Origin of the sequence: Roseixanthobacter pseudopolyaromaticivorans, assembly GCF_043195145.2 — a bacterium.
Classification (GTDB): domain Bacteria; phylum Pseudomonadota; class Alphaproteobacteria; order Rhizobiales; family Xanthobacteraceae; genus NCEH01.
Genome location: NZ_CM195539.1, coordinates 3,459,136 through 3,476,291, shown reverse-complemented (window position 1 = coordinate 3,476,291; position 17,156 = coordinate 3,459,136). Strand labels below are relative to the sequence as shown.

Annotated in this window: 14 protein-coding genes; 8 read left to right on the top strand and 6 right to left on the bottom strand. The window is 65.2% G+C overall.

Annotation, left to right across the window (positions count from 1 at the left end; genetic code table 11):
- Positions 1-27: 27 nt before the first annotated feature.
- The 6 genes from V5F68_RS16435 to V5F68_RS16410 form a co-directional block, all read right to left on the bottom strand.
- A complete protein-coding gene (locus V5F68_RS16435) occupies positions 28-876 on the bottom strand; it encodes an FkbM family methyltransferase (RefSeq protein WP_394014097.1) in 849 nt (282 codons plus the stop codon).
- Positions 845-2,236: a hypothetical protein gene (locus V5F68_RS16430; protein ID WP_394014096.1), complete on the bottom strand. Its 1,392-nt coding sequence runs from the start codon at positions 2,234-2,236 to the stop codon at positions 845-847. Before V5F68_RS16430 ends, V5F68_RS16435 begins: the two co-directional genes overlap by 32 nt.
- The gene (locus V5F68_RS16425) at positions 2,233-3,057 is read right to left on the bottom strand and encodes a WecB/TagA/CpsF family glycosyltransferase (protein WP_394014095.1); all 825 of its coding nucleotides are present in this window, start codon (positions 3,055-3,057) and stop codon (positions 2,233-2,235) included. The genes V5F68_RS16430 and V5F68_RS16425 overlap by 4 nt, the downstream gene beginning before the upstream one ends.
- A 77-nt stretch (positions 3,058-3,134) precedes the next feature.
- Positions 3,135-3,992: a polysaccharide biosynthesis/export family protein gene (locus tag V5F68_RS16420; RefSeq protein WP_394014094.1), complete on the bottom strand. Its 858-nt coding sequence runs from the start codon at positions 3,990-3,992 to the stop codon at positions 3,135-3,137.
- Between the two features lie 161 nt (positions 3,993-4,153).
- The gene (locus V5F68_RS16415; RefSeq protein ID WP_394014093.1) at positions 4,154-6,280 is read right to left on the bottom strand and encodes a GumC family protein; all 2,127 of its coding nucleotides are present in this window, start codon (positions 6,278-6,280) and stop codon (positions 4,154-4,156) included.
- Positions 6,281-6,488: 208 nt separating this feature from the next.
- The gene (locus V5F68_RS16410; protein ID WP_394014092.1) at positions 6,489-7,784 is read right to left on the bottom strand and encodes a lipopolysaccharide biosynthesis protein; all 1,296 of its coding nucleotides are present in this window, start codon (positions 7,782-7,784) and stop codon (positions 6,489-6,491) included.
- 104 nt (positions 7,785-7,888) lie between these two features.
- Between V5F68_RS16410 and V5F68_RS16405 the strand changes: the two genes are divergently transcribed.
- The 8 genes from V5F68_RS16405 (at position 7,889) to V5F68_RS16370 (ending at position 17,096) form a co-directional block, all read left to right on the top strand.
- Positions 7,889-8,344 carry a hypothetical protein gene (locus V5F68_RS16405; protein WP_394014091.1) on the top strand — a complete coding sequence of 152 codons (456 nt, stop codon included), beginning with the start codon at positions 7,889-7,891 and terminating at the stop codon, positions 8,342-8,344.
- 133 nt (positions 8,345-8,477) lie between these two features.
- Positions 8,478-9,308 carry an FkbM family methyltransferase gene (locus V5F68_RS16400; RefSeq protein WP_394014090.1) on the top strand — a complete coding sequence of 277 codons (831 nt, stop codon included), beginning with the start codon at positions 8,478-8,480 and terminating at the stop codon, positions 9,306-9,308.
- A gap of 190 nt (positions 9,309-9,498) precedes the next feature.
- Positions 9,499-10,122 carry an invasion associated locus B family protein gene (locus V5F68_RS16395; RefSeq protein WP_394014089.1) on the top strand — a complete coding sequence of 208 codons (624 nt, stop codon included), beginning with the start codon at positions 9,499-9,501 and terminating at the stop codon, positions 10,120-10,122.
- Positions 10,123-10,248: 126 nt separating this feature from the next.
- Positions 10,249-10,860, top strand: coding sequence for a TetR/AcrR family transcriptional regulator (locus V5F68_RS16390; RefSeq protein WP_394014088.1), 612 nt, complete (start codon positions 10,249-10,251; stop codon positions 10,858-10,860).
- Between the two features lie 103 nt (positions 10,861-10,963).
- A complete protein-coding gene (locus V5F68_RS16385; protein WP_394014087.1) occupies positions 10,964-12,055 on the top strand; it encodes an efflux RND transporter periplasmic adaptor subunit in 1,092 nt (363 codons plus the stop codon).
- Positions 12,056-12,066: 11 nt separating this feature from the next.
- Positions 12,067-15,186 (top strand): efflux RND transporter permease subunit, encoded by a 3,120-nt coding sequence (locus tag V5F68_RS16380; protein ID WP_394014086.1) that lies wholly within the window; start codon positions 12,067-12,069, stop codon positions 15,184-15,186.
- An 84-nt stretch (positions 15,187-15,270) separates the two neighbouring features.
- On the top strand, positions 15,271-16,431 hold the full coding sequence (locus V5F68_RS16375; RefSeq protein WP_394014085.1) for a hypothetical protein: 1,161 nt from the start codon (positions 15,271-15,273) through the stop codon (positions 16,429-16,431).
- Positions 16,428-17,096 (top strand): hypothetical protein, encoded by a 669-nt coding sequence (locus V5F68_RS16370; RefSeq protein ID WP_394014084.1) that lies wholly within the window; start codon positions 16,428-16,430, stop codon positions 17,094-17,096. Before V5F68_RS16375 ends, V5F68_RS16370 begins: the two co-directional genes overlap by 4 nt.
- The last annotated feature ends 60 nt before the right edge of the window (positions 17,097-17,156 follow it).

The window sequence follows — 17,156 nt, the reverse complement described above, 5'->3', positions numbered from 1 at the left end:
TCAGGCCGCGCGGATCATCTTTCCCGCTTAGGCCGCGCGGCCTTGGGGATGGCGCGCCACCACGTTGCAGAATTCGGTCGGCCGGCTGGAGAGCGGGCGCAGCGCGCCGTCGTCCTGGAGGCGGAAGAAGGCATAACCATGGGCGGCCAGGCCGTTCCACGAGGCCGCCGGATCGCCGCCCGCCTTGAACAGCGTGGGGCAGTTGATCTCGAAGATCACGTCTGGCCGCCAGGTGGAGAGCGTGTGGCTCGCCCCGGCGATCACCATGTTCTCCGCGCCTTCCACATCCATCTTGATGCAGTCCACGCGCGGCAGGTTGAGGTCGTGCACCATCTGGTCGAGCGTGGTGATCACCACCACTTCGCTCTCCACATCGGTGCCGTCGCTGATCAGCGAGAAGGCCTGCGGGTCGTCGCCGAGGGGATTGTGGTGCAGCACCGCTTCGCCCGGCACATCGGAGAGCGCCTTGCGCACGATGGTTACGTGGGAGAAGCCGTTGAGCGCGATGTTCTTGGCCAGCAGGTCGCCGGCATCCTTGCCCGGCTCCACCGCCACCACGCGGCCCGCATAGGGCGCGACCTTCAGCGTGAACAGGCCGATGTTGGCACCCACATCGATGAACACGTCGCCCTTGCCGACGAAATTCTGGATGTAGCGCAATTCCGGCTCGATCGCGTCGCGCAGCAGGAAAGCGGAGACCGAGGTGTAGCGGAAGTCGCTCGGCACGGTCAGCTTGGCGCCGCCCGGCACCAGGGTGAACACCGGCTGACGGCCGAGCGGCACGGAGACCGCCCAGGTCAGCGCGCGCGTGAGCACGGTCACGGGCGCGGCCTGGAAGGCCGGCTCACCGAACAGTTTTTTTAGCCGTCGCAGCATGGGTAATCACCATCATCCGTCTACGGGTGGATCTGTCAGCGTCAAGGTCGGCGGGTGCGGGCGGCGTGCTGCCCGGATGTTTGCTCCGGTACCGGTCGAGATAGACGGCGATCGCCATGATGACGCCGAGCTCGCCGGGTGTCAGCACCAGGGAATATACCGCGGAGCCCACCAAGAGGAAGAGAATATAGTCAGCAAGGGCTTGGGCGAACGGTTCGCCGCTGCGCTGCGCGGCTTTGCTCACCGCCACATAGCCCCACAGATACAGGATGACGATTAACAGAGCTCCCACCGCGCCATATTCGAACACCACGCCGACCCAGCCGAGATCGGCGATGAAGAATTGCGCGTTGCCGAAGATTTCCGCGAGCGTGATGGTACTGAAACGCGTGGTCGCGCCGACGCCGAACAGCCAGTGCCAGACATCCGTGCCCAGGAACTGGGTCGCCAGCGCGAACGAATTCTGCCGCACCGAAAGCGAGCCGCCGAGGGATTCGGCCACATTGCCGTTGGCCTTCATCACCAGCACCGCGACCGCCAGCGGCACCAGCAGGCACAGGGCGCCGATCATCAGCCGGCGCAATTGCCGCGGCGCCGAGGCCACCACGCCGAAGCCGATCACCACCAGTGCGCTGCCGATGGAAGCGCGCTGCTTGAAGATGATGAACATCAGCAGCACCGCGATTCCCACCGCCGCCACCTTCAGCACGTGCGGCCGCTGCATGAAACTGCGCGTGAGGTAGAACACCAGCAGCATGCCGAAGAACATGGGCATGTAGATGCGATAGCCGCGCTCGGCCTCGAACAGCATCAGCTTCCCGACCGAGGGATCGCTGTTGTACCAGGAGGCTGGCGCCACCAGCCACAGCAGCAGCATGATGCCATAGGTGGCGTAGCCGAGCGTGACCACGGCGGTCTTCAGCCGGGGCCCGGTGGGCGCCATCCACGCCAGCAGCGCCGAGAGGGCGAAATAATAGGTGACGGGCCAGATCTTGATGGTGGTGGTCAGCGCGTCGAAAAAGCCGTTGCCCAGCTGGATCATCGAGACCAGCGGCGTGAAGCCGATGGCATAGGCGAGGAACACCAGATAGATCGCCTTGCCCGGCAGCTTCATGCGCGCCATGGCGTAGAGCGTCAGCGGGATCGCCATCACCGGCCACGCCTTGGAGAGCAGGTAGGTGGGCGGCAGTTCGTTGAGATAATGGAAGCATTGGGCGAACATCGGCAGGATGCCGAGCAGCACCACGAACGTCAGGTTCGGCGAGAGGCGCTCGCCCTCGTCCAGCCGGGTCGGCGGCGCGAACCGCCCGACCCGTGGAATGGCCACGTGCCGATAGGTGCGCGCGGCCGGTACGCTCATGGCTGGTCCGGGCTCCGCAGGCCCTTCTCCCCGGTGCCGGCCATGCCATAGGCTGCGGGATTGCGCCGGGCATCGGCCACCATCAGCAGAAGCGGCATGGATTCCACGAACACCCGCCGCGCATGGCCCTTGGGGTTCAGCATCAGGCGGTGCAGCCATTCCAGGCCGAACTTGCGATAGAATTCCGGCGCGCGCTGCACGATGCCGGTGACGAAATTGAGCGAGGAGCCGACACACAGGCCGGTGCCCACCGCCCCGCCGCGCTTTTCCACCATGCGGGCCATGTATTCGGAGGCCGGGGCACCCACCGCGAAGAACACGTAGCGCGCCGGATGGGCCAGCACGAAATCCACGCAGGCCTCCACCTCTTCCGGCTTGTTGATGAAGCCCATGGAGGGGTTGAGCAGGTTCACCGCCTTGAGGCCGAATTGCTCGATCAGGCGGCGGCGCATCTCCTCGCCCCCACCGATCACGGTCACGCTGTCGCCGGGCGCGATATGGTGCGCGAACAGATAGGCGGTCAGATCGCTGCCGGCGGCATGGGGGAGGTCGAGCCCGAACACGCGTCGGGCGAGGGCGCGCGGGGTCTTGCCATCCAGCAGGCGCAGCCAAGCGTGCTCATAGGCGTCGGCGAAGCGGGCATCCTTCAGCCGGCCGAGCCGCACGAAATGCTGGGCGTTGGGCGTCACCACATAGGCAAACGGGGCACCGGCGCCGCGCGCGGCAATGCGTGCTGCCGCCGCCGGAACGTCGAGGCAGGAAATACGCACGCCGAGATAGGGCACTTCCCGGATCGGCGCCTCGCCGGCCTGTGCTAGCATCGTGTCCACCGTGGTTGGCGCGGCGCGCCGCGCCGCCGAACAGGAACATATCCTACCACGCCGCAGCGCGGAAAGGCTCACGGGATCAGGGTCGAAGCGCCGCTGGATGTGGTGGAATAGGCGCCCAGCGTGTAGCTGAAGGTGCGCTGGAACGGCACCACCTTGTTGATGAACTGGTCGATCCACAAATTCAGCTCGGCGATGTCGCTGCGCGGCACGTAGAGGATGTCGCCGGCCACCAGCGGCACGTCGGCTTCGTCCGATCCGGTCTGGATCATGTCGCGCACATTGATGATCTTGAGCATGGCGCGGTTGGAGGGATCGCGGCGGATCAGCGCCACCTCGCCGAGGCGGGCCTCGTCCGTGAATCCGCCCGCGAGCAGCACCGCCTCCAGCGAGGACACGCGCATCTCGGCGATCTTGTAGAGCCCCGGATGGGCCACGCTGCCGCCGACATAAACCTTTGAGGAACCGGAATCTTCCAGCGAGACCACCACGCGTTGGTCGGTCAGCTCGCGCCGGGCGGAGACGCGGATGGTCTCCTGCAGGCCGGCGAGCGTCATGCCCTCGACCTTGATCTGTCCCACCGCGCGCACGCCGATGGTGCCGTCGGGAGAGACGACGAGGTCCTCGTCCATCTCGCGCGTGATGGAGAATTTGATTTTCAGCTTATCGCCGGGGCCGAGGCGATAGGCCGGGATGCCGGGAGTCCAGGGGCGGAAGCCTTCCGGGTTCACCTGGGTGAAGCTCAGCTCCTGCCCGGTGAGCATGGGCGTGCGGCCCGAAGTGGTGGTGCATCCGGCAAGCATGGTGCTGCCCAGAAGCAGGAACAGGGGCAGCCGCAGGGCCGCCCACGGCCCGGCGCTCCGGCCGCGCGGCGCACCCAGCTCCGGGCTGCGATCGCGACGGGTCGCTTCGCATGCGGGGGAGGGCATCGAGCAAGGCTCCTAGTGGGCGACCCCGTCCAGGACCCTGCGCCGACCTTCCCGCCCGCTCCTTGCGGAACGGGGTGCGGAAGGGGTGTGAAGCGGGGTCGCTGAACCGATCAACGTGGTAAAGCAACCCTAAAGCTCCATGGTTAATGAAACGTTTCTTCTCACGCCCTTCGGTAAATCCACTCCGGCAAATAGTATCTGCGGCCCATAAAGACGAATCCGAGAACGAATCCGCCGTTCTCCAAAACAATAGATCGCAACCGAAGCGCAGCGGGCTTGCGGGTATGCTCGGCGCGAATCGTCAGGATATTGGCATCCACCAGCATGTTGAGGCGCTGAATCACGGGAGAAGCGCCCTGGGCGGTGGAGCAGATGACGATCGCATCGAACAGATCTTGCAGCTCCTCCATCATCTGGCGCCCTTCCACCAGGGAAAGCCGCACGCTCAGCAAGGGCGATTCGGCGCTGTCGGTCAGCGACCACAGCAGCGGCACCGGGGTCGCCGACATGGCGAGGCCGCCCTTCACCTCCGCGCCGCTTGATTCGAGTGGGAAGGGGTTCGCCGAACACAGATCCACCAGCAGGGTGCGCAGGCCGCGCTGAAGGCTCATCTCCTCGGCGAGGCGACGGCACAGCATGGGCACGTCGTCGTCGCGCTCCGAGGTCAGGAAATGCATGGTTCGCAGCGGCTTGCCGTCCAGCTCCGTATCCAGGAGCAAGGTCGCGAGCCCGCCGATGGTCTGTTCCGCAGCCGCCGTCGCAAGGGCGTTGCGGCCGTCGGCGAAATCCGCGAGGCAGGGCAGGGCGAGTGCGCGTTCGGCTTCCGTGGGCTGGATAAAGACGGTGCGCAGGGCGGAGGCGAGGGCGCCGGCGGCGGCGCCGAACAGCAGCCCGCCGAAAATGCCGGCGGCGAGGAACGGCAGCGCCATGGAGCGGCTGGTGACGGCGGCGCTCGCGTCCTGCACCACGCGCACGTTGGAGGCGCGCACCTTGGCGGCGGTCTCCTCTATGGTGGCGGCGACCGCGCGGCGCAGATATTCGCGATAGCCGTCGCTCAGCGAATCGCGCTGGCGGTTCAGTTCCACAAGCCGGGTCTCGGTGTTGCGCAGCATGGCCAGCCGCTCCTCGGCGACCTTCTGCTGCTGGTCCAGCTCGTCGGTCTGGCGGGAGAGCGCATCCTTCTCCACCCGCAGGCTCAGCACCATGTTGTTGACATAGCTGATGGCCGGATTGCGCACGTCGCGATTGGTGGAGGCGAGGCGCTGGTCCGGATCGGACAGGCTCTGGCGGATGGTGGCGATCTTCTTCTCCACCTCGCGCATCTGCGGGCTGGTGGGCTGGTATTGCAGGGCGATGCGGTCGCGGTCCACCAGCAGGCGCGTCAGCGTGTTGCGGGTGTCGTCATTGGCCGTGGCGTCGGTTTTCTCGGCGAAATCGAACACCGTGCTCGGCAGCGCCTTCATCTGCTTCTCGGCTTCTGCGAGCTGCGCCGTGACGGCGGCGCGCCGCTCGGCCACCTGGCGGCGGCGCTGGATCACGCTGTCCACCTGGTTGGCGGCGAGGATCGCGTCCTGGGCGAAGTCGATGACCTCGCTCTTGTCCTTGAGCGCCTGGATCTCCAGGTCCACGGCGCGCAGGTCGCGCTTGAAGCGCTCCACTTCCACCGAGAGGATTGCCGAGGTGGGGTTGTCGAAAATCTTGCGCCGGCGGTCCAGATAGGCCTTCACGAGCGCATCCGTCACCTCGATGGCCAGTTCGCGGCTGGCATTGGTGAACGAGACCAGGATGATATTCGAGCCCGACTGAACCGTGGTGCGCATATTCTTGCGGAAGCGCTCGATCGCCTTGTCCATGGTGTTGGCCGGCGTGCCGAAGCTCAGGCGGTCGGTGATGAAGGACAGGCGGCCGGGCGGGAACAGGTGGTCGAGGCCGATGTCCTCGATGGTGGCGCGGATGACGTCAGCGCTCTCGATGATCTGGACTTCCGATTCCACCGTCTTGAGGCCCTCGATGGAGAGCACGGCCGGCCCGGAATCCGTCACGTTCTGGGAATTGGAAACCTCACGGTTCACAAGCACCATCAGCAGGCTGCTGGCGGTGTATTCGGTCTTGGCCGAAAGCGCGGCGAACAGGCCGATGAGGATGGGCAGCAATGCCGTCAGCATCACCACGCGGACGTGATAAAAGGTGGCGATCAGGAAGTCGCGAATGGTGAAGGCTGTGGGCCTGTTGTCGCTCCAGATCATCGGCGGCGTATTGTCCATCTCGCCGGCTTGCGAACCTTTCATCGACATCCCCGGTCCAAGTGAGGCACTGACTTCTTCATCGCTCGGCTCATCCTGCGCCGTCGCGCTGCCGCCGAAACGGCGCCAGGCCACCCGTCCCCGGGCCCGGCGCACCCTTCCTTAGCGACCACTGGCGGAAGAAAACGATAAATTCCTTAACATTGCGGCATCTGTTCGATCTTGCATGACGATCGAACCGCCGTCGCATGGCTTAAAATGCACGCGGCAGCAGCCGGCGCAGCACCAAAGTGGTGCCGATCGCGCCCTGGGCGATGAAAATCGCAGTAAGCACCGCCGCCCCCGTCATGCCGAATAGCGGGATCAGCACGGCACCCAGCAGGCAGCAGGTGGCGAGCTGGGCGGTGTTGAGCCAGCGCAGCACGCCGCCATGGCCGGTCATGGCGAGCACGATGTCCTGGCAGGGCAGGAGGCAATTGATCAATTGGCCCACGCCCATGATGACCAGGGCGGCGGAAGCGCTCTCGAAGCCGGGGCCGATGAGGTGCAGCACCTGCGCGGGAAAGATCATCATGGCTGCGATAACGGGAATGCCGCACAGCGCCACCACCGCGCGCACCCGCCGATTGAGCGTGCGCAGCGCGTCCCATTCCCCGCGTCGGTGCAGCGCCGCGAACGAGGGGGCGGCGATGGTGCCGATGGAGATGATGACCACCCAGATCAGCATCGAAATGCGGTTGGCGACGCTGAACGCGCCGACGTCCGACGCGCTCGCGAACACGCCGAGCACCAGCACGGGAATCGAGTTCAGCGACACCTGCACCACTTCCACCACGCCGAGCGGGAAAGCGGTGCGCCACAAAGCGGGCAGCACCTCTTCCGGCGGATCGTCCGGGGAGGGGGTATGCAGCGGCCCCTTGTGGCGCAGGATCAGATAAAGGCCGACCAGGGTGGCGGCGAGGTTCGCCCCGCCCAACGCCAGCAGCATGCCGTTCAGCGAGGTGATGCCGGCCGCGACGGCCGCCAGCGTCAGCACCGGCCACAGGCCGTTCTGGATAAATTGCGCGGCAACCCCCCGGTTGAGGCCGGAGAGGGCATGGCCGATGACGATGCACAGCGTCTGCGGCAGGATCACCGCCGCGGAGACGGCGAGCGGCAGGCCGAGATCCGGCTCGCCGAACACATGGGCGGAGAGGGGATGGGCGAACAGCACCGTGAGGGCGGTGGCAAGGGCGCCGCCGAAGGTGGCCCAGCCGACGCCGGTGAACAGCGCGATCCGTGCCTGTCGTTCCTTGCCCAGGGCCAGTTCGGCGGCCATGTGGCGGATGATCGCCTTTTCAAATCCCGCCCGTGCGACGGTGGAGATGAGGCCGATCCAGGTGATGCAGAGGAAGAACAGGCCGGCCTCGTGGGCGCCGAGGATGCGCGCCGCGATCATATAGAGGCCGAGCTTGCCCACCAGCTCCATGCCGCGTACCACCAGCGCCGCCGCATAGGCCGAATAGGTCGAGATCAGCTGGGGCGTCAGAAGGCTGCGAAGGGGCTTCATGCTCTTGTCGCGTCCGCGGTTCGGAGATCAAGGTGAGGCGTGCCGGCGCGCGCGGCAGGCCCTATGATGCCGGTGTGCGGGGCCAGAGGGAGATTGTCCAGGCCATGGGAGCCGAACGCCGCGCCTTTGCGCGGATCTTTTCCAGTAAAAGCCGGATGGCGCCGGCCTGCCGCGCTGGTGCGTGGGTGTTGTGCGCCCTGGTTGTCGCCTGCGCCGTTGCGCGGCCGCAGCCGGCCTTCGCCCAATCGAGCAGCAACGTGCCCGGGCAGGGCGCCGTGGATGCTGAGATCGACCCTTTTCCCTATGATCCGCGCCTGGAGATCCGCACCTATTTGCAGAACCATCTGCCGAGCCTCTGGTGGGCCAACGAGCCGGAATACGGGCTCGGGGTGTTTACCGTGACGATCCATGTTCCAGTGAACTGGCGCGGCAATCCCACCTCGGCGCTTCAGCAATTATGCCCGCAGGCGAATAGCACGATTTGGCACGGCATCAAAAGCCTCCAACTCCAGCCGTTTTACAAGAATGCCATGTGGCCCGGCGTGGTCTGCCGGCCTTAAGTAAAGTGGTTCTTTTGTACCGCTAAGGGTGACGACTTTCGTCCAAACGTCTGACGCGGGTAGGAACCGCCGGGAATTTCTGTAACGTATGGCCCATGCTTGGCGTAAATGCGTATTGAGCGGGGGGATGTGCGTGCTGGCGGCATTGAAATCGATCGGCGAAGCGCATCTGCCACATCTCTACGCGAAAGCCTGCGATCTGTTCGATCAGCTGGCGGCGCGCAATCCCGCCAGCGAGGTCAATCTGCTGCCGCTGCTCGTGGATGAGGGTGAAACCGCGTGCGACATCGGTGCGAACCACGGGTTGTTCACCTTTTTCCTGCTGCGGCAGAACGTTCGCGTGCTCGCCTTCGAGCCTAATCCGCACCTGGTGCGCATCCTGCGCTATCGCTTTCCCGACGCGATCCGGCGCGGCGACCTGCGGCTGTTCGATTGCGCCTTGAGCGATGCGGAGGGGCAGGCCACCCTGCATGTGCCCAAGGGCTTCTCCCCGCTCGCGACCCTCGACGGCGCCCTGGCCGCGGCGGACGTGGAGATGGAGACCGTCGCGGTGCCGCTGCGCCGCCTCGACGCGGCCGTGCGCGAGGATATCTCCTTCATCAAGCTGGACGTGGAGGGGCACGAGGCCCGCGTCCTGCTGGGTGCCGACCGGCTGTTGCGCGCGAACCTGCCGAGCTTGCTGGTGGAGGCCGAGGAACGCCACCGGCCGGGCGCGGTCGCCTCGGTGGAGGCGCTGCTCGGCCCCCTGGGCTATGCCGGTCTATTCTTCGAGAACGGCGTACCGCGCCCGCTTGCCGCTTTCGACCTGCAGCGGCACCAGCGCCGCGACGCCCTCAATGCTGCCGGCACGAAGGTGCTGGCGGGGTGCACCTACATCAACAATTTCGTCTTCGTCGCCCGCGCCGACGCGAAGGCGCGGTTGGCGGCCCGCTGGCCCGAGCTTCAAGCGGACATCGCGCTCTGACCGCGCGCCCCGAAGCCGCCTCGGCGGGTGCGGGATAGGTATCCTTTTGATGTTCCGCCCGGTTGGCAGGCGCTTGGGGCCGCGCTATCAGGTTCTGCCGAATTCCCCACCCAGCGAGCAAGCCATGCCGGATCGTGCAGCGCCCCCCGTCCCCTGTCCTTACGCGACCGCTGGCCGGCCGCGAGGCCTCGTGGCCAAGGTGCTGGCGGGTCTCGTCTTGATCGGCCTGAGCGGGCAGGCCGTCGCGCAGAGCGCCGCACCGCAGACCACGACCCCGGCCCAGCCGGCGGCACCCAAGAAGCCCGCCCCGGCCGCCGCGCCCGCGGCCCCCGCCAAGCCCGCCGCCCCGGCGCCTGCCGCCACTGACGAGGGCCCGAGCCGGACTTCCGCGACCTATGAGGATTGGGTGGTGCGCTGCGAGCGTCCGGAGGGGGCGACCGCAAAGGTCTGCGAAGTCTCCCAGACCCTGCAGATCGGCGATAAGCAGCAAGGCCTCATGGCGCAGATCGCGTTCGGTCGCCTGAAGGCGGATACGCCCCTCCTGCTGGTGTTGCAGCTGCCGGCGGGTGTGTGGCTGCCGGCGGGTGCCCGCTTCACCTATGATGACAAGGCCAAGCCCATCGGCCTGACGTATAAGTTCTGCATCCGCGCCTGCATCGCGGATATCGAGCTGAGCGCCGCCGACGCCACCGCCCTGGCCAATGCGAAGGGCAGCGGCAAGGTTGAATTCCAGGACCGCTCACAGACCCCCATCTCGCTTCCGATTTCGTTCAACGGCCTTTCCGCCGCCCTGGCCGCCCGCGACAAGATGTGAGAACGCCTTGAGATTCCTCGCCTTTGATCCGGAGTGGGTCACAGGCGAGGACGAGCCGCATGTTTCCTTTGGATTTCTGACGATTTATGATATTCATCAGTTTCTGAAGCAGAAGGCGGACCCCAAGTGAGCGTGCGGCTGAAGGAAACGGCGGACGAAACCCGCGAGCGGATCGCCAAGGTGGCGGAAGAATTGTTCCGCCGCATGGGGTTCGCCAAGACCGCGGTGGCCGATATCGCCGCCGAGTTGGATATGTCCGCGGCCAATGTCTACCGCTTCTTCCCCTCCAAGAACGCCATCGTCGAGACCATCTGCAACCGCTGCCTCGCCGAGATGGAAACCCAGATCGCTGCCGTGGTGCGATCTCCGGCCCCGGCGGCGGAGCGGATCGAGCAGGTGTTCTCCGCCATCCACTTGTATCATCGCGAAAATTTCCTTGCCGATCGGCGTGTCCACGACATGGTCCTGGTGGCGATCGATCACAATTGGACGGCGATTGCGGCCCATAAGGAGCGCATCCGGTACTATATCGCCGGCCTGCTGCGCGAGGGCATCAGCGAGGGCGCGTTCGAGCCGCATGATGTCGATCGCGTCAGCGCCATCATGATGGGCGGCTGTATCCGCTTCTGCCACCCCATCCTTGTGGCGCAATGTATCGACGAGGATCTGGAGGGGCAGTCGCGCGAGACCGTGCGGTTTCTCCTGCGCTCCGTCGAGGTGAACCGCCGCCCCTTGTGAGTGTTGCGTGACATCAGCCAAGACGCGTTCCCGCGCGCTTTTCCTGATGAAAGTTGAAAATCGTTAGTGGTGAGTCGTAACTCTTTAGCTTGGAAACGAAGCCATGTTATCCGTCCGCCACCTCCTGGCCTGCACCGCCCTGCTGGGCAGCGCACTTCTTCTTTCCGCCTGCAGCGATCCCGCTCCGGCCGAGCAGGCCGGGCCACCTCCGCGGCCGGTGCAGGTGACGACGGTGACCTTGCGCCCCGCCGAGGCGGACAAGACCTTCGTCGGCGTGGTGCGGCCGCGCTGGGAGATCGATCTCTCCTTCCGCGTCGCCGGCAAGGTGTCGCAGCGCCTCGTGGAAGTGGGACAGCGGGTGAAGGCCGGCGATGTGATCGCCAAGCTCGATCCCGAGGATTTCAAGCTCGAACTCGGCAGCGCCGAGGCGGAACTCGCCGCGGCGCAGGCCAATCTCGCGCAGACCTCCGCCGAGGACGGGCGCTATCGGACCCTTCTGGCACGCGGGTTCGCCTCCAATGCGGATCTCGACCGCAAATCGGTGGCCAAGGAGGAGGCGGTCGGCCGTCTCGAGCGAGCCAAGCGCTCGCTGGATCTCGCGCGCAACAAGCTCGCCTATTCCGATCTCCTGTCCACCGCCGACGGCGTCGTCTCCTTCACCGCCGCCGAGCCGGGGCAGGTGGTCACGGCCGGACAGACGGTTGCCCGCGTGGCGCGGCTGGACGAGAAGGAAGCGCTCGTGGCGCTGCCGGAAACCGCGCTTGCGGATGCGCGGACCGCCGATGCAACGGTGACGCTGTGGGCCGCGCCGGACCGCAGGATCAAGGCGCACCTGCGTGAGCTGTCGCCGCAGCCGGACACGGCGAGCCGCACCTATCCCGCCCGCTTCACGCTGGAGAACGTGGACGACGCGGTCGCCCTGGGCATGACGGCAACGGTGCTGCTGCGGCCTGCGGGCACGAAGGATGTGGCGCGCCTGCCGCTCTCCGCCGTGTTCGATCGCGGCAGCGGTCCGCATGTCTATGTGGTCGATCCCAAGACCAAGACGCTGATCGCGCGGCCGGTGGAGGTCATAGGCTATGCCGCCGATGCCGCGCTTGTTTCGCAAGGCGTGTCCAATGGCGAGGACGTGGTGACCATGGGCGCGCAGACGCTCGAGCCCGGACGGCTCGTGCGCACCGTCGCGGCCAAGTGACGGCGGCGACCATGGACAGCTTCAATCTCTCGCGCTGGGCCATCACCCACCGCACCCTCACCTTGTTCGCGATCCTCATGCTGGCCGCGGCCGGCACCTTCGCCTATTTCAATCTCGGGCGGGCGGAAGATCCCTCCTTCACCATCAAGGTCATGGTGGTGAATGCCGTGTGGCCCGGCGCGACCTCCACCGAAATGGAGGAGCAGGTCGCCGATCCCATCGAGAAGAAGCTCCAGTCCCTGCCGCATCTCGACCGGGTGGAGAGCTATTCGCGCCCCGGGGTGAGCTTCATCCAGATCTACCTCACCGATTCGACTCAGGCGAAGGATGTGAAGGAGCTCTGGTATCAGGTGCGCAAGAAGGTCGGCGACGTGAAGGCGAACCTGCCCTCCGGCGTGATCGGCCCGTTCTTCGACGATGAATATGGCGACGTCTATTCCGCCCTCTACATGCTCAGTGGCAAGAATGTCGCTCCCGCCGAGCTGAAGCGGCAGGCGGAGATCATCCGCCAGGATCTGCTGCGGGTGCAGAATGTGGAAAAGGTGGATCTGGTGGGCGTGCGGCCCGAGCGGATCTATATCGAATTCAGCCATGCGCGCCTCGCCACCCTCGGCATCACCCCGCAGCAGATTTTCGACAGCGTGGCGCGGCAGAATGCGGTGGTCTCCGGCGGCGCCATCGACACCAATGCGGACCGGGTGAACCTGCGCATCACCGGCGCGTTCGCGGGCGTGGACGCCATCGCGGCGGTTCCGGTGGCGGCCGGCAATGCTGTGTTCCGCCTGGGCGATGTCGCCACCGTGCGGCGCGGCTACGAGGACCCGCCGAGTTTCCTGGTGCGGCAGAACGGGGATGCGGCCGTGGGCATCGGCGTTTCCATGTCGGCCGGCGCGAACATCCTTACCCTCGGGGAAAACCTGAAGGTCGCCATGGACAAGGCGATCCGCGAATTGCCGGTGGGTATCGACGTGACGCAGGTGGCCGACCAGCCACACATCGTGGGTGAATCCGTCGGCGAGTTCCTACACACCTTCGCCGAGGCGCTGGTGATCGTTCTGGTGGTGAGCTTCCTGTCCCTGGGATTTCGCACCGGCATTGTGGTGGCGCTCTCCGTGCCGCTGGTGCTCGCCATCGTGTTCCTGGTGATGTTCTCCTCGGGCATGGACCTGCATCGCATCACCCTCGGCGCGCTGATCATCGCGCTCGGCCTGCTGGTGGATGACGCCATCATCGCCATCGAGATGATGGTGGTGAAGATGGAGGAGGGGCTCGACCGCGCGAGCGCGGCCACCTTCGCCTGGCATTCCACCGCCTTTCCCATGCTCACCGGCACGCTGGTGACGGCGGCAGGTTTCTTGCCGGTGGGCTTTGCGAAATCGAGCGCGGGCGAATATGCCGGCGGCATCTTCTGGATCGTCGGCATCGCGCTGATCGCCTCCTGGTTCGTGGCGGTGATCTTCACGCCCTATCTCGGCTACATGCTGCTGCCGACCTTCAAGGTGCACGCCCATGGCGAGGCGCATGACGGGCGGCTGTATCGCCTGCTGCGCGGGCTGCTGAATTTCTGCCTGCACCACCGCTTTGCGGTGATCGCCACCACGTTCGCGCTGTTCGCGGTGTCGATCGCCGGGTTCGGGCTGGTGCAGCAGCAATTCTTCCCCACCTCCACGCGGCCCGAGCTGTTCCTGGAAATGCGCCTGCCGGAAGGCACCTCCATCAATGTCAGCGAGGCGACTGCCAAGAAGGCCGAGGCGATGCTGCAGGGCGACCCCGACATCGCCACCGCAACCACCTATGTGGGCCAGGGCACGCCGCGCTTCTGGCTGGGCCTCAACCCGGTCCTGCCCAATCCCAACTTCGCCGAAGTGGTGATCGTCGCGAAGGACATCGCGGCCCGCGAGCGCATCAAGGCGCGGCTGGAGAAGCAGATCGCCGACGGCGCGCTCAGCGAGGCGCGGGTGCGTGTGGACCGCTTCGTGTTCGGCCCGCCGGTGGGCTTCCCGGTGAATTTCCGCGTCATCGGGCCGGACCCGCAGAAGGTGCGCGAGATCGCCGAACAGGTGCGCGTCGTGATGGCGGGAGATCCCGCGCTCATTGATCCGCATCTCAATTGGGGCGAGCGGGTGAAATCCGTGACTCTCCAGGTGGACCAGGACCGGGCACGCGCGCTCGGCACCACGCCGCGCGACGTGGCCGAGACCCTGCAGACGCTGCTGTCCGGCTACACCGTGACGCAAAATCGCGAGGGCAATCTGCTGATCGACGTGGTGGCGCGCGCGGTGCCGCAGGAGCGGGCGGACCTTCAGGATCTCGCCGGCCTCACCGTGAGCTCGCGCAACGGGGTTGCCGTCCCGCTCGGGCAGGTGGCGCGCATCGTCTATGAGTCCGAGGAGCCGATCCTCTGGCGGCGCGACCGCGACCTGGTGCTGACAGTGCGGGCGGACGTGAAGGACGGCATCCAGCCGCCCGATGTTACCACCCGCCTCTTGCCCAAGCTCGCCGCCATCAAGGACAGCCTGCCGGCCGACTATCGCATCGAGACCGGTGGTTCCATCGAGGAAAGCGTGAAGGCCAACAAGGCGCTGGCGGCGGTGTTCCCGATCATGATCGTGGCCATGCTGACCTTGCTGATGATCCAGCTTCAGAGCTTCTCGCGGCTTGCCCTGGTGCTGTGCACGGCGCCTTTGGGCGTGATCGGCGCCACCTGGGCGCTGCTGGTGGCCAACAAGCCGTTCGGCTTCGTGGCGCTGCTGGGGCTGATCGCGCTCGCCGGCATGATCATGCGCAACACCGTGATCCTGGTGGACCAGATCGACACCGACATCAAAGCCGGCCACGCGCCGGGGCAAGCGGTGGTGGACGCCACCTTGCGCCGCGCGCGCCCGGTGGTGCTGACCGCGCTCGCGGCGGTGCTGGGCATGATCCCGCTGGCGGGCAGCGCCTTCTGGGGGCCCATGGCCATCACCATCATGGGCGGATTGCTTGTGGCGACCGTCCTGACGCTGCTGGTGGTGCCGGCGCTCTACGCCGCCTTCTTCCGCGTGAAGGTTTTGGAGCCGGAAGCGGCGCATGCCGAACCGCAGGCGGGGGCCGGGCACGGGGCCGGGCATGGGGCGGGGGCGCCCGCGTGATGGGCCTGGAAAATAGGAATAAATTGACAGTAGGAATTTGATCCTTTAGACCCATGCGCGAGCATTTGCGCATGGAAGGGGGATATGCCGTCCATTCGAGACGATCATCTGGAGTTGGCGCAGATCGCCAGCGCCCTGGCGGCGTTGAAGTTCGAAGTTCAATTGCTGCGCTACGGCCTTGCCCGGAAGGCGGGCTTTCTTTTCGCCCAACCCCGGGTCCCGGCAGGCAATCCCGACGGCGGGCAATGGACTGACGGGGGCGGTTCGAGCGGGCTCGTCCGGGAGCCGCGAACCGTCACGCGCGTCAGCGGCAGTGGCGCGGAAAGGCGCCTTGTCCGCAGCACGTATCGCGCGGATGGCACCTTGGCCGAGCAGGCGGTGGCCAATGCCGATGGCAGCCGCATCGTATCGCGCTATGCGGCGCCTGGTGACAGTCCGGAATGGGATAATATTCACCGGGTCGAACTGCCGGACGGCGCCGCCGCCACGTTTCTCAACCGCGGCACGACGCAAGAGATCTTGGACGGCGAGGGCCGGCTCATCAGCCAGACCGTCTGGGCCGAAGCGGGCCCGCAACCGCAGGCGATCATCCAGCCTGCAGTCGCGCCACTAGCCTTGGTCCCTTTGGTGCTCCCTGAGGCGGCGACAGCCTCGATTGAACTCGCTCTCGCTCTGTATGGAGCCTATGTCGCAGGTGTCATCGGCCCCCTCGTTCCGGACGCGCAGCCGGTCATTGCCTTCACGGCACGCGAATATGTGCTGGGCGCTGCGCCGCAGGTGGTGCCATCTTATGTCGGCACTTTGACCAAGGAGGAGGTCGAGAAGGCGTGCCGTCGATTGGGCGAGGTGCAGGATTATGCCGATGATGCGGTGCGAAGCCTCGATCGATCCGACTATGCCAGTGCCGCGACCTATGGAACTGCGGTGCATTCCGAGATAAATCGCAGGATAAGAGCGTTGGGAGATCCAAATTTTGTCTCTGAGTTTTCGCTATTAAAGGCCCGGGATGAGGTCGGGCCGCGTTTTCTCTCCGAATTATTAGAGGATCCTCGTTATGGGAAAGAAGGATCGATCCGAATAGACGTACTTGAAAACACCGGCACTGGCACAGTATGCGTATATGATTTCAAGACAGGCCGAAGTGGTTTAACCGCAGCCCGGTCGATCGAAATTGCGGGCGCGGTATCAAAGAACTTTCAAGGCGTTCAAAATATCTTGGTTACACAGGTGAGGCCCAGCCAATGACCACTGCACGGGAGGTTAAAAAACTGGTGTCTCCATTGTTGGCGAAGAACGATGATTTGATCTTAATAGGCCGTGCCATCGTTTTTAGGCCCGTAAAACATGTTCTGAGGGGCGTCTATATTGATCGAACAAGTAGTGCAGATTTATTTTATGTCGCTCTATCGGTTATTTCGCTCTTTTTTAGACAAGATGATTTCACGATGAAGAGGGACGGGGCGATTTACCCGCCGCATAAAAAGTTATGGCTTATCTCCGATCCCGAGGTCTCTGAGACTCTGTGCAAGCAGATCGAAGACGTGGCATTGCCGAGATTGCGGGCGCTAGGCAGTGATCTGGATTACATTCGCAGTCGGCAAGAAAAAGATCCTTATACGCTCAATCGCGCCGCCCCGACCTATGCTCTCTATCGGATCGCGGAAGGCAATCTCGACGCGGCGCGTGATCTCATCGTCACGTCCGAATACGCGTCCCATTTCTGGCTTCCGCACCTGAAGCGGCTCGGGCTGGATGAGAAGTTGCTCACGCTCGGCAACAAATTGCCCCACGCCGATCGCCTCACCCTCGCCGGCCTGCTGCACGAATGGGAGGCCTATAGCGTGGAAAAGCTTAAGCTTGGAAAAATCTGGGAGCGCGCGCCGTTTCCTCTGGAAACGATGCCCTCCTGACCGCATGGCGGAAAAAACGAAAAAGCCGGGGTGGCGCCCCGGCTTTCTGATCGCGTGCGG

Coding starts and splice junctions, on each gene's coding strand:
- V5F68_RS16435 (WP_394014097.1), bottom strand. CDS start 876: ATGCTGCGACGGCTAAAAAAACTGTTCGGTGAGCCGGCCTTCCAGGCC.
- V5F68_RS16430 (WP_394014096.1), bottom strand. CDS start 2,236: ATGAGCGTACCGGCCGCGCGCACCTATCGGCACGTGGCCATTCCACGG.
- V5F68_RS16425 (WP_394014095.1), bottom strand. CDS start 3,057: ATGCTAGCACAGGCCGGCGAGGCGCCGATCCGGGAAGTGCCCTATCTC.
- V5F68_RS16420 (WP_394014094.1), bottom strand. CDS start 3,992: ATGCCCTCCCCCGCATGCGAAGCGACCCGTCGCGATCGCAGCCCGGAG.
- V5F68_RS16415 (WP_394014093.1), bottom strand. CDS start 6,280: ATGAAAGGTTCGCAAGCCGGCGAGATGGACAATACGCCGCCGATGATC.
- V5F68_RS16410 (WP_394014092.1), bottom strand. CDS start 7,784: ATGAAGCCCCTTCGCAGCCTTCTGACGCCCCAGCTGATCTCGACCTAT.
- V5F68_RS16405 (WP_394014091.1), top strand. CDS start 7,889: ATGGGAGCCGAACGCCGCGCCTTTGCGCGGATCTTTTCCAGTAAAAGC.
- V5F68_RS16385 (WP_394014087.1), top strand. CDS start 10,964: ATGTTATCCGTCCGCCACCTCCTGGCCTGCACCGCCCTGCTGGGCAGC.
- V5F68_RS16380 (WP_394014086.1), top strand. CDS start 12,067: ATGGACAGCTTCAATCTCTCGCGCTGGGCCATCACCCACCGCACCCTC.
- V5F68_RS16375 (WP_394014085.1), top strand. CDS start 15,271: ATGCCGTCCATTCGAGACGATCATCTGGAGTTGGCGCAGATCGCCAGC.
- V5F68_RS16370 (WP_394014084.1), top strand. CDS start 16,428: ATGACCACTGCACGGGAGGTTAAAAAACTGGTGTCTCCATTGTTGGCG.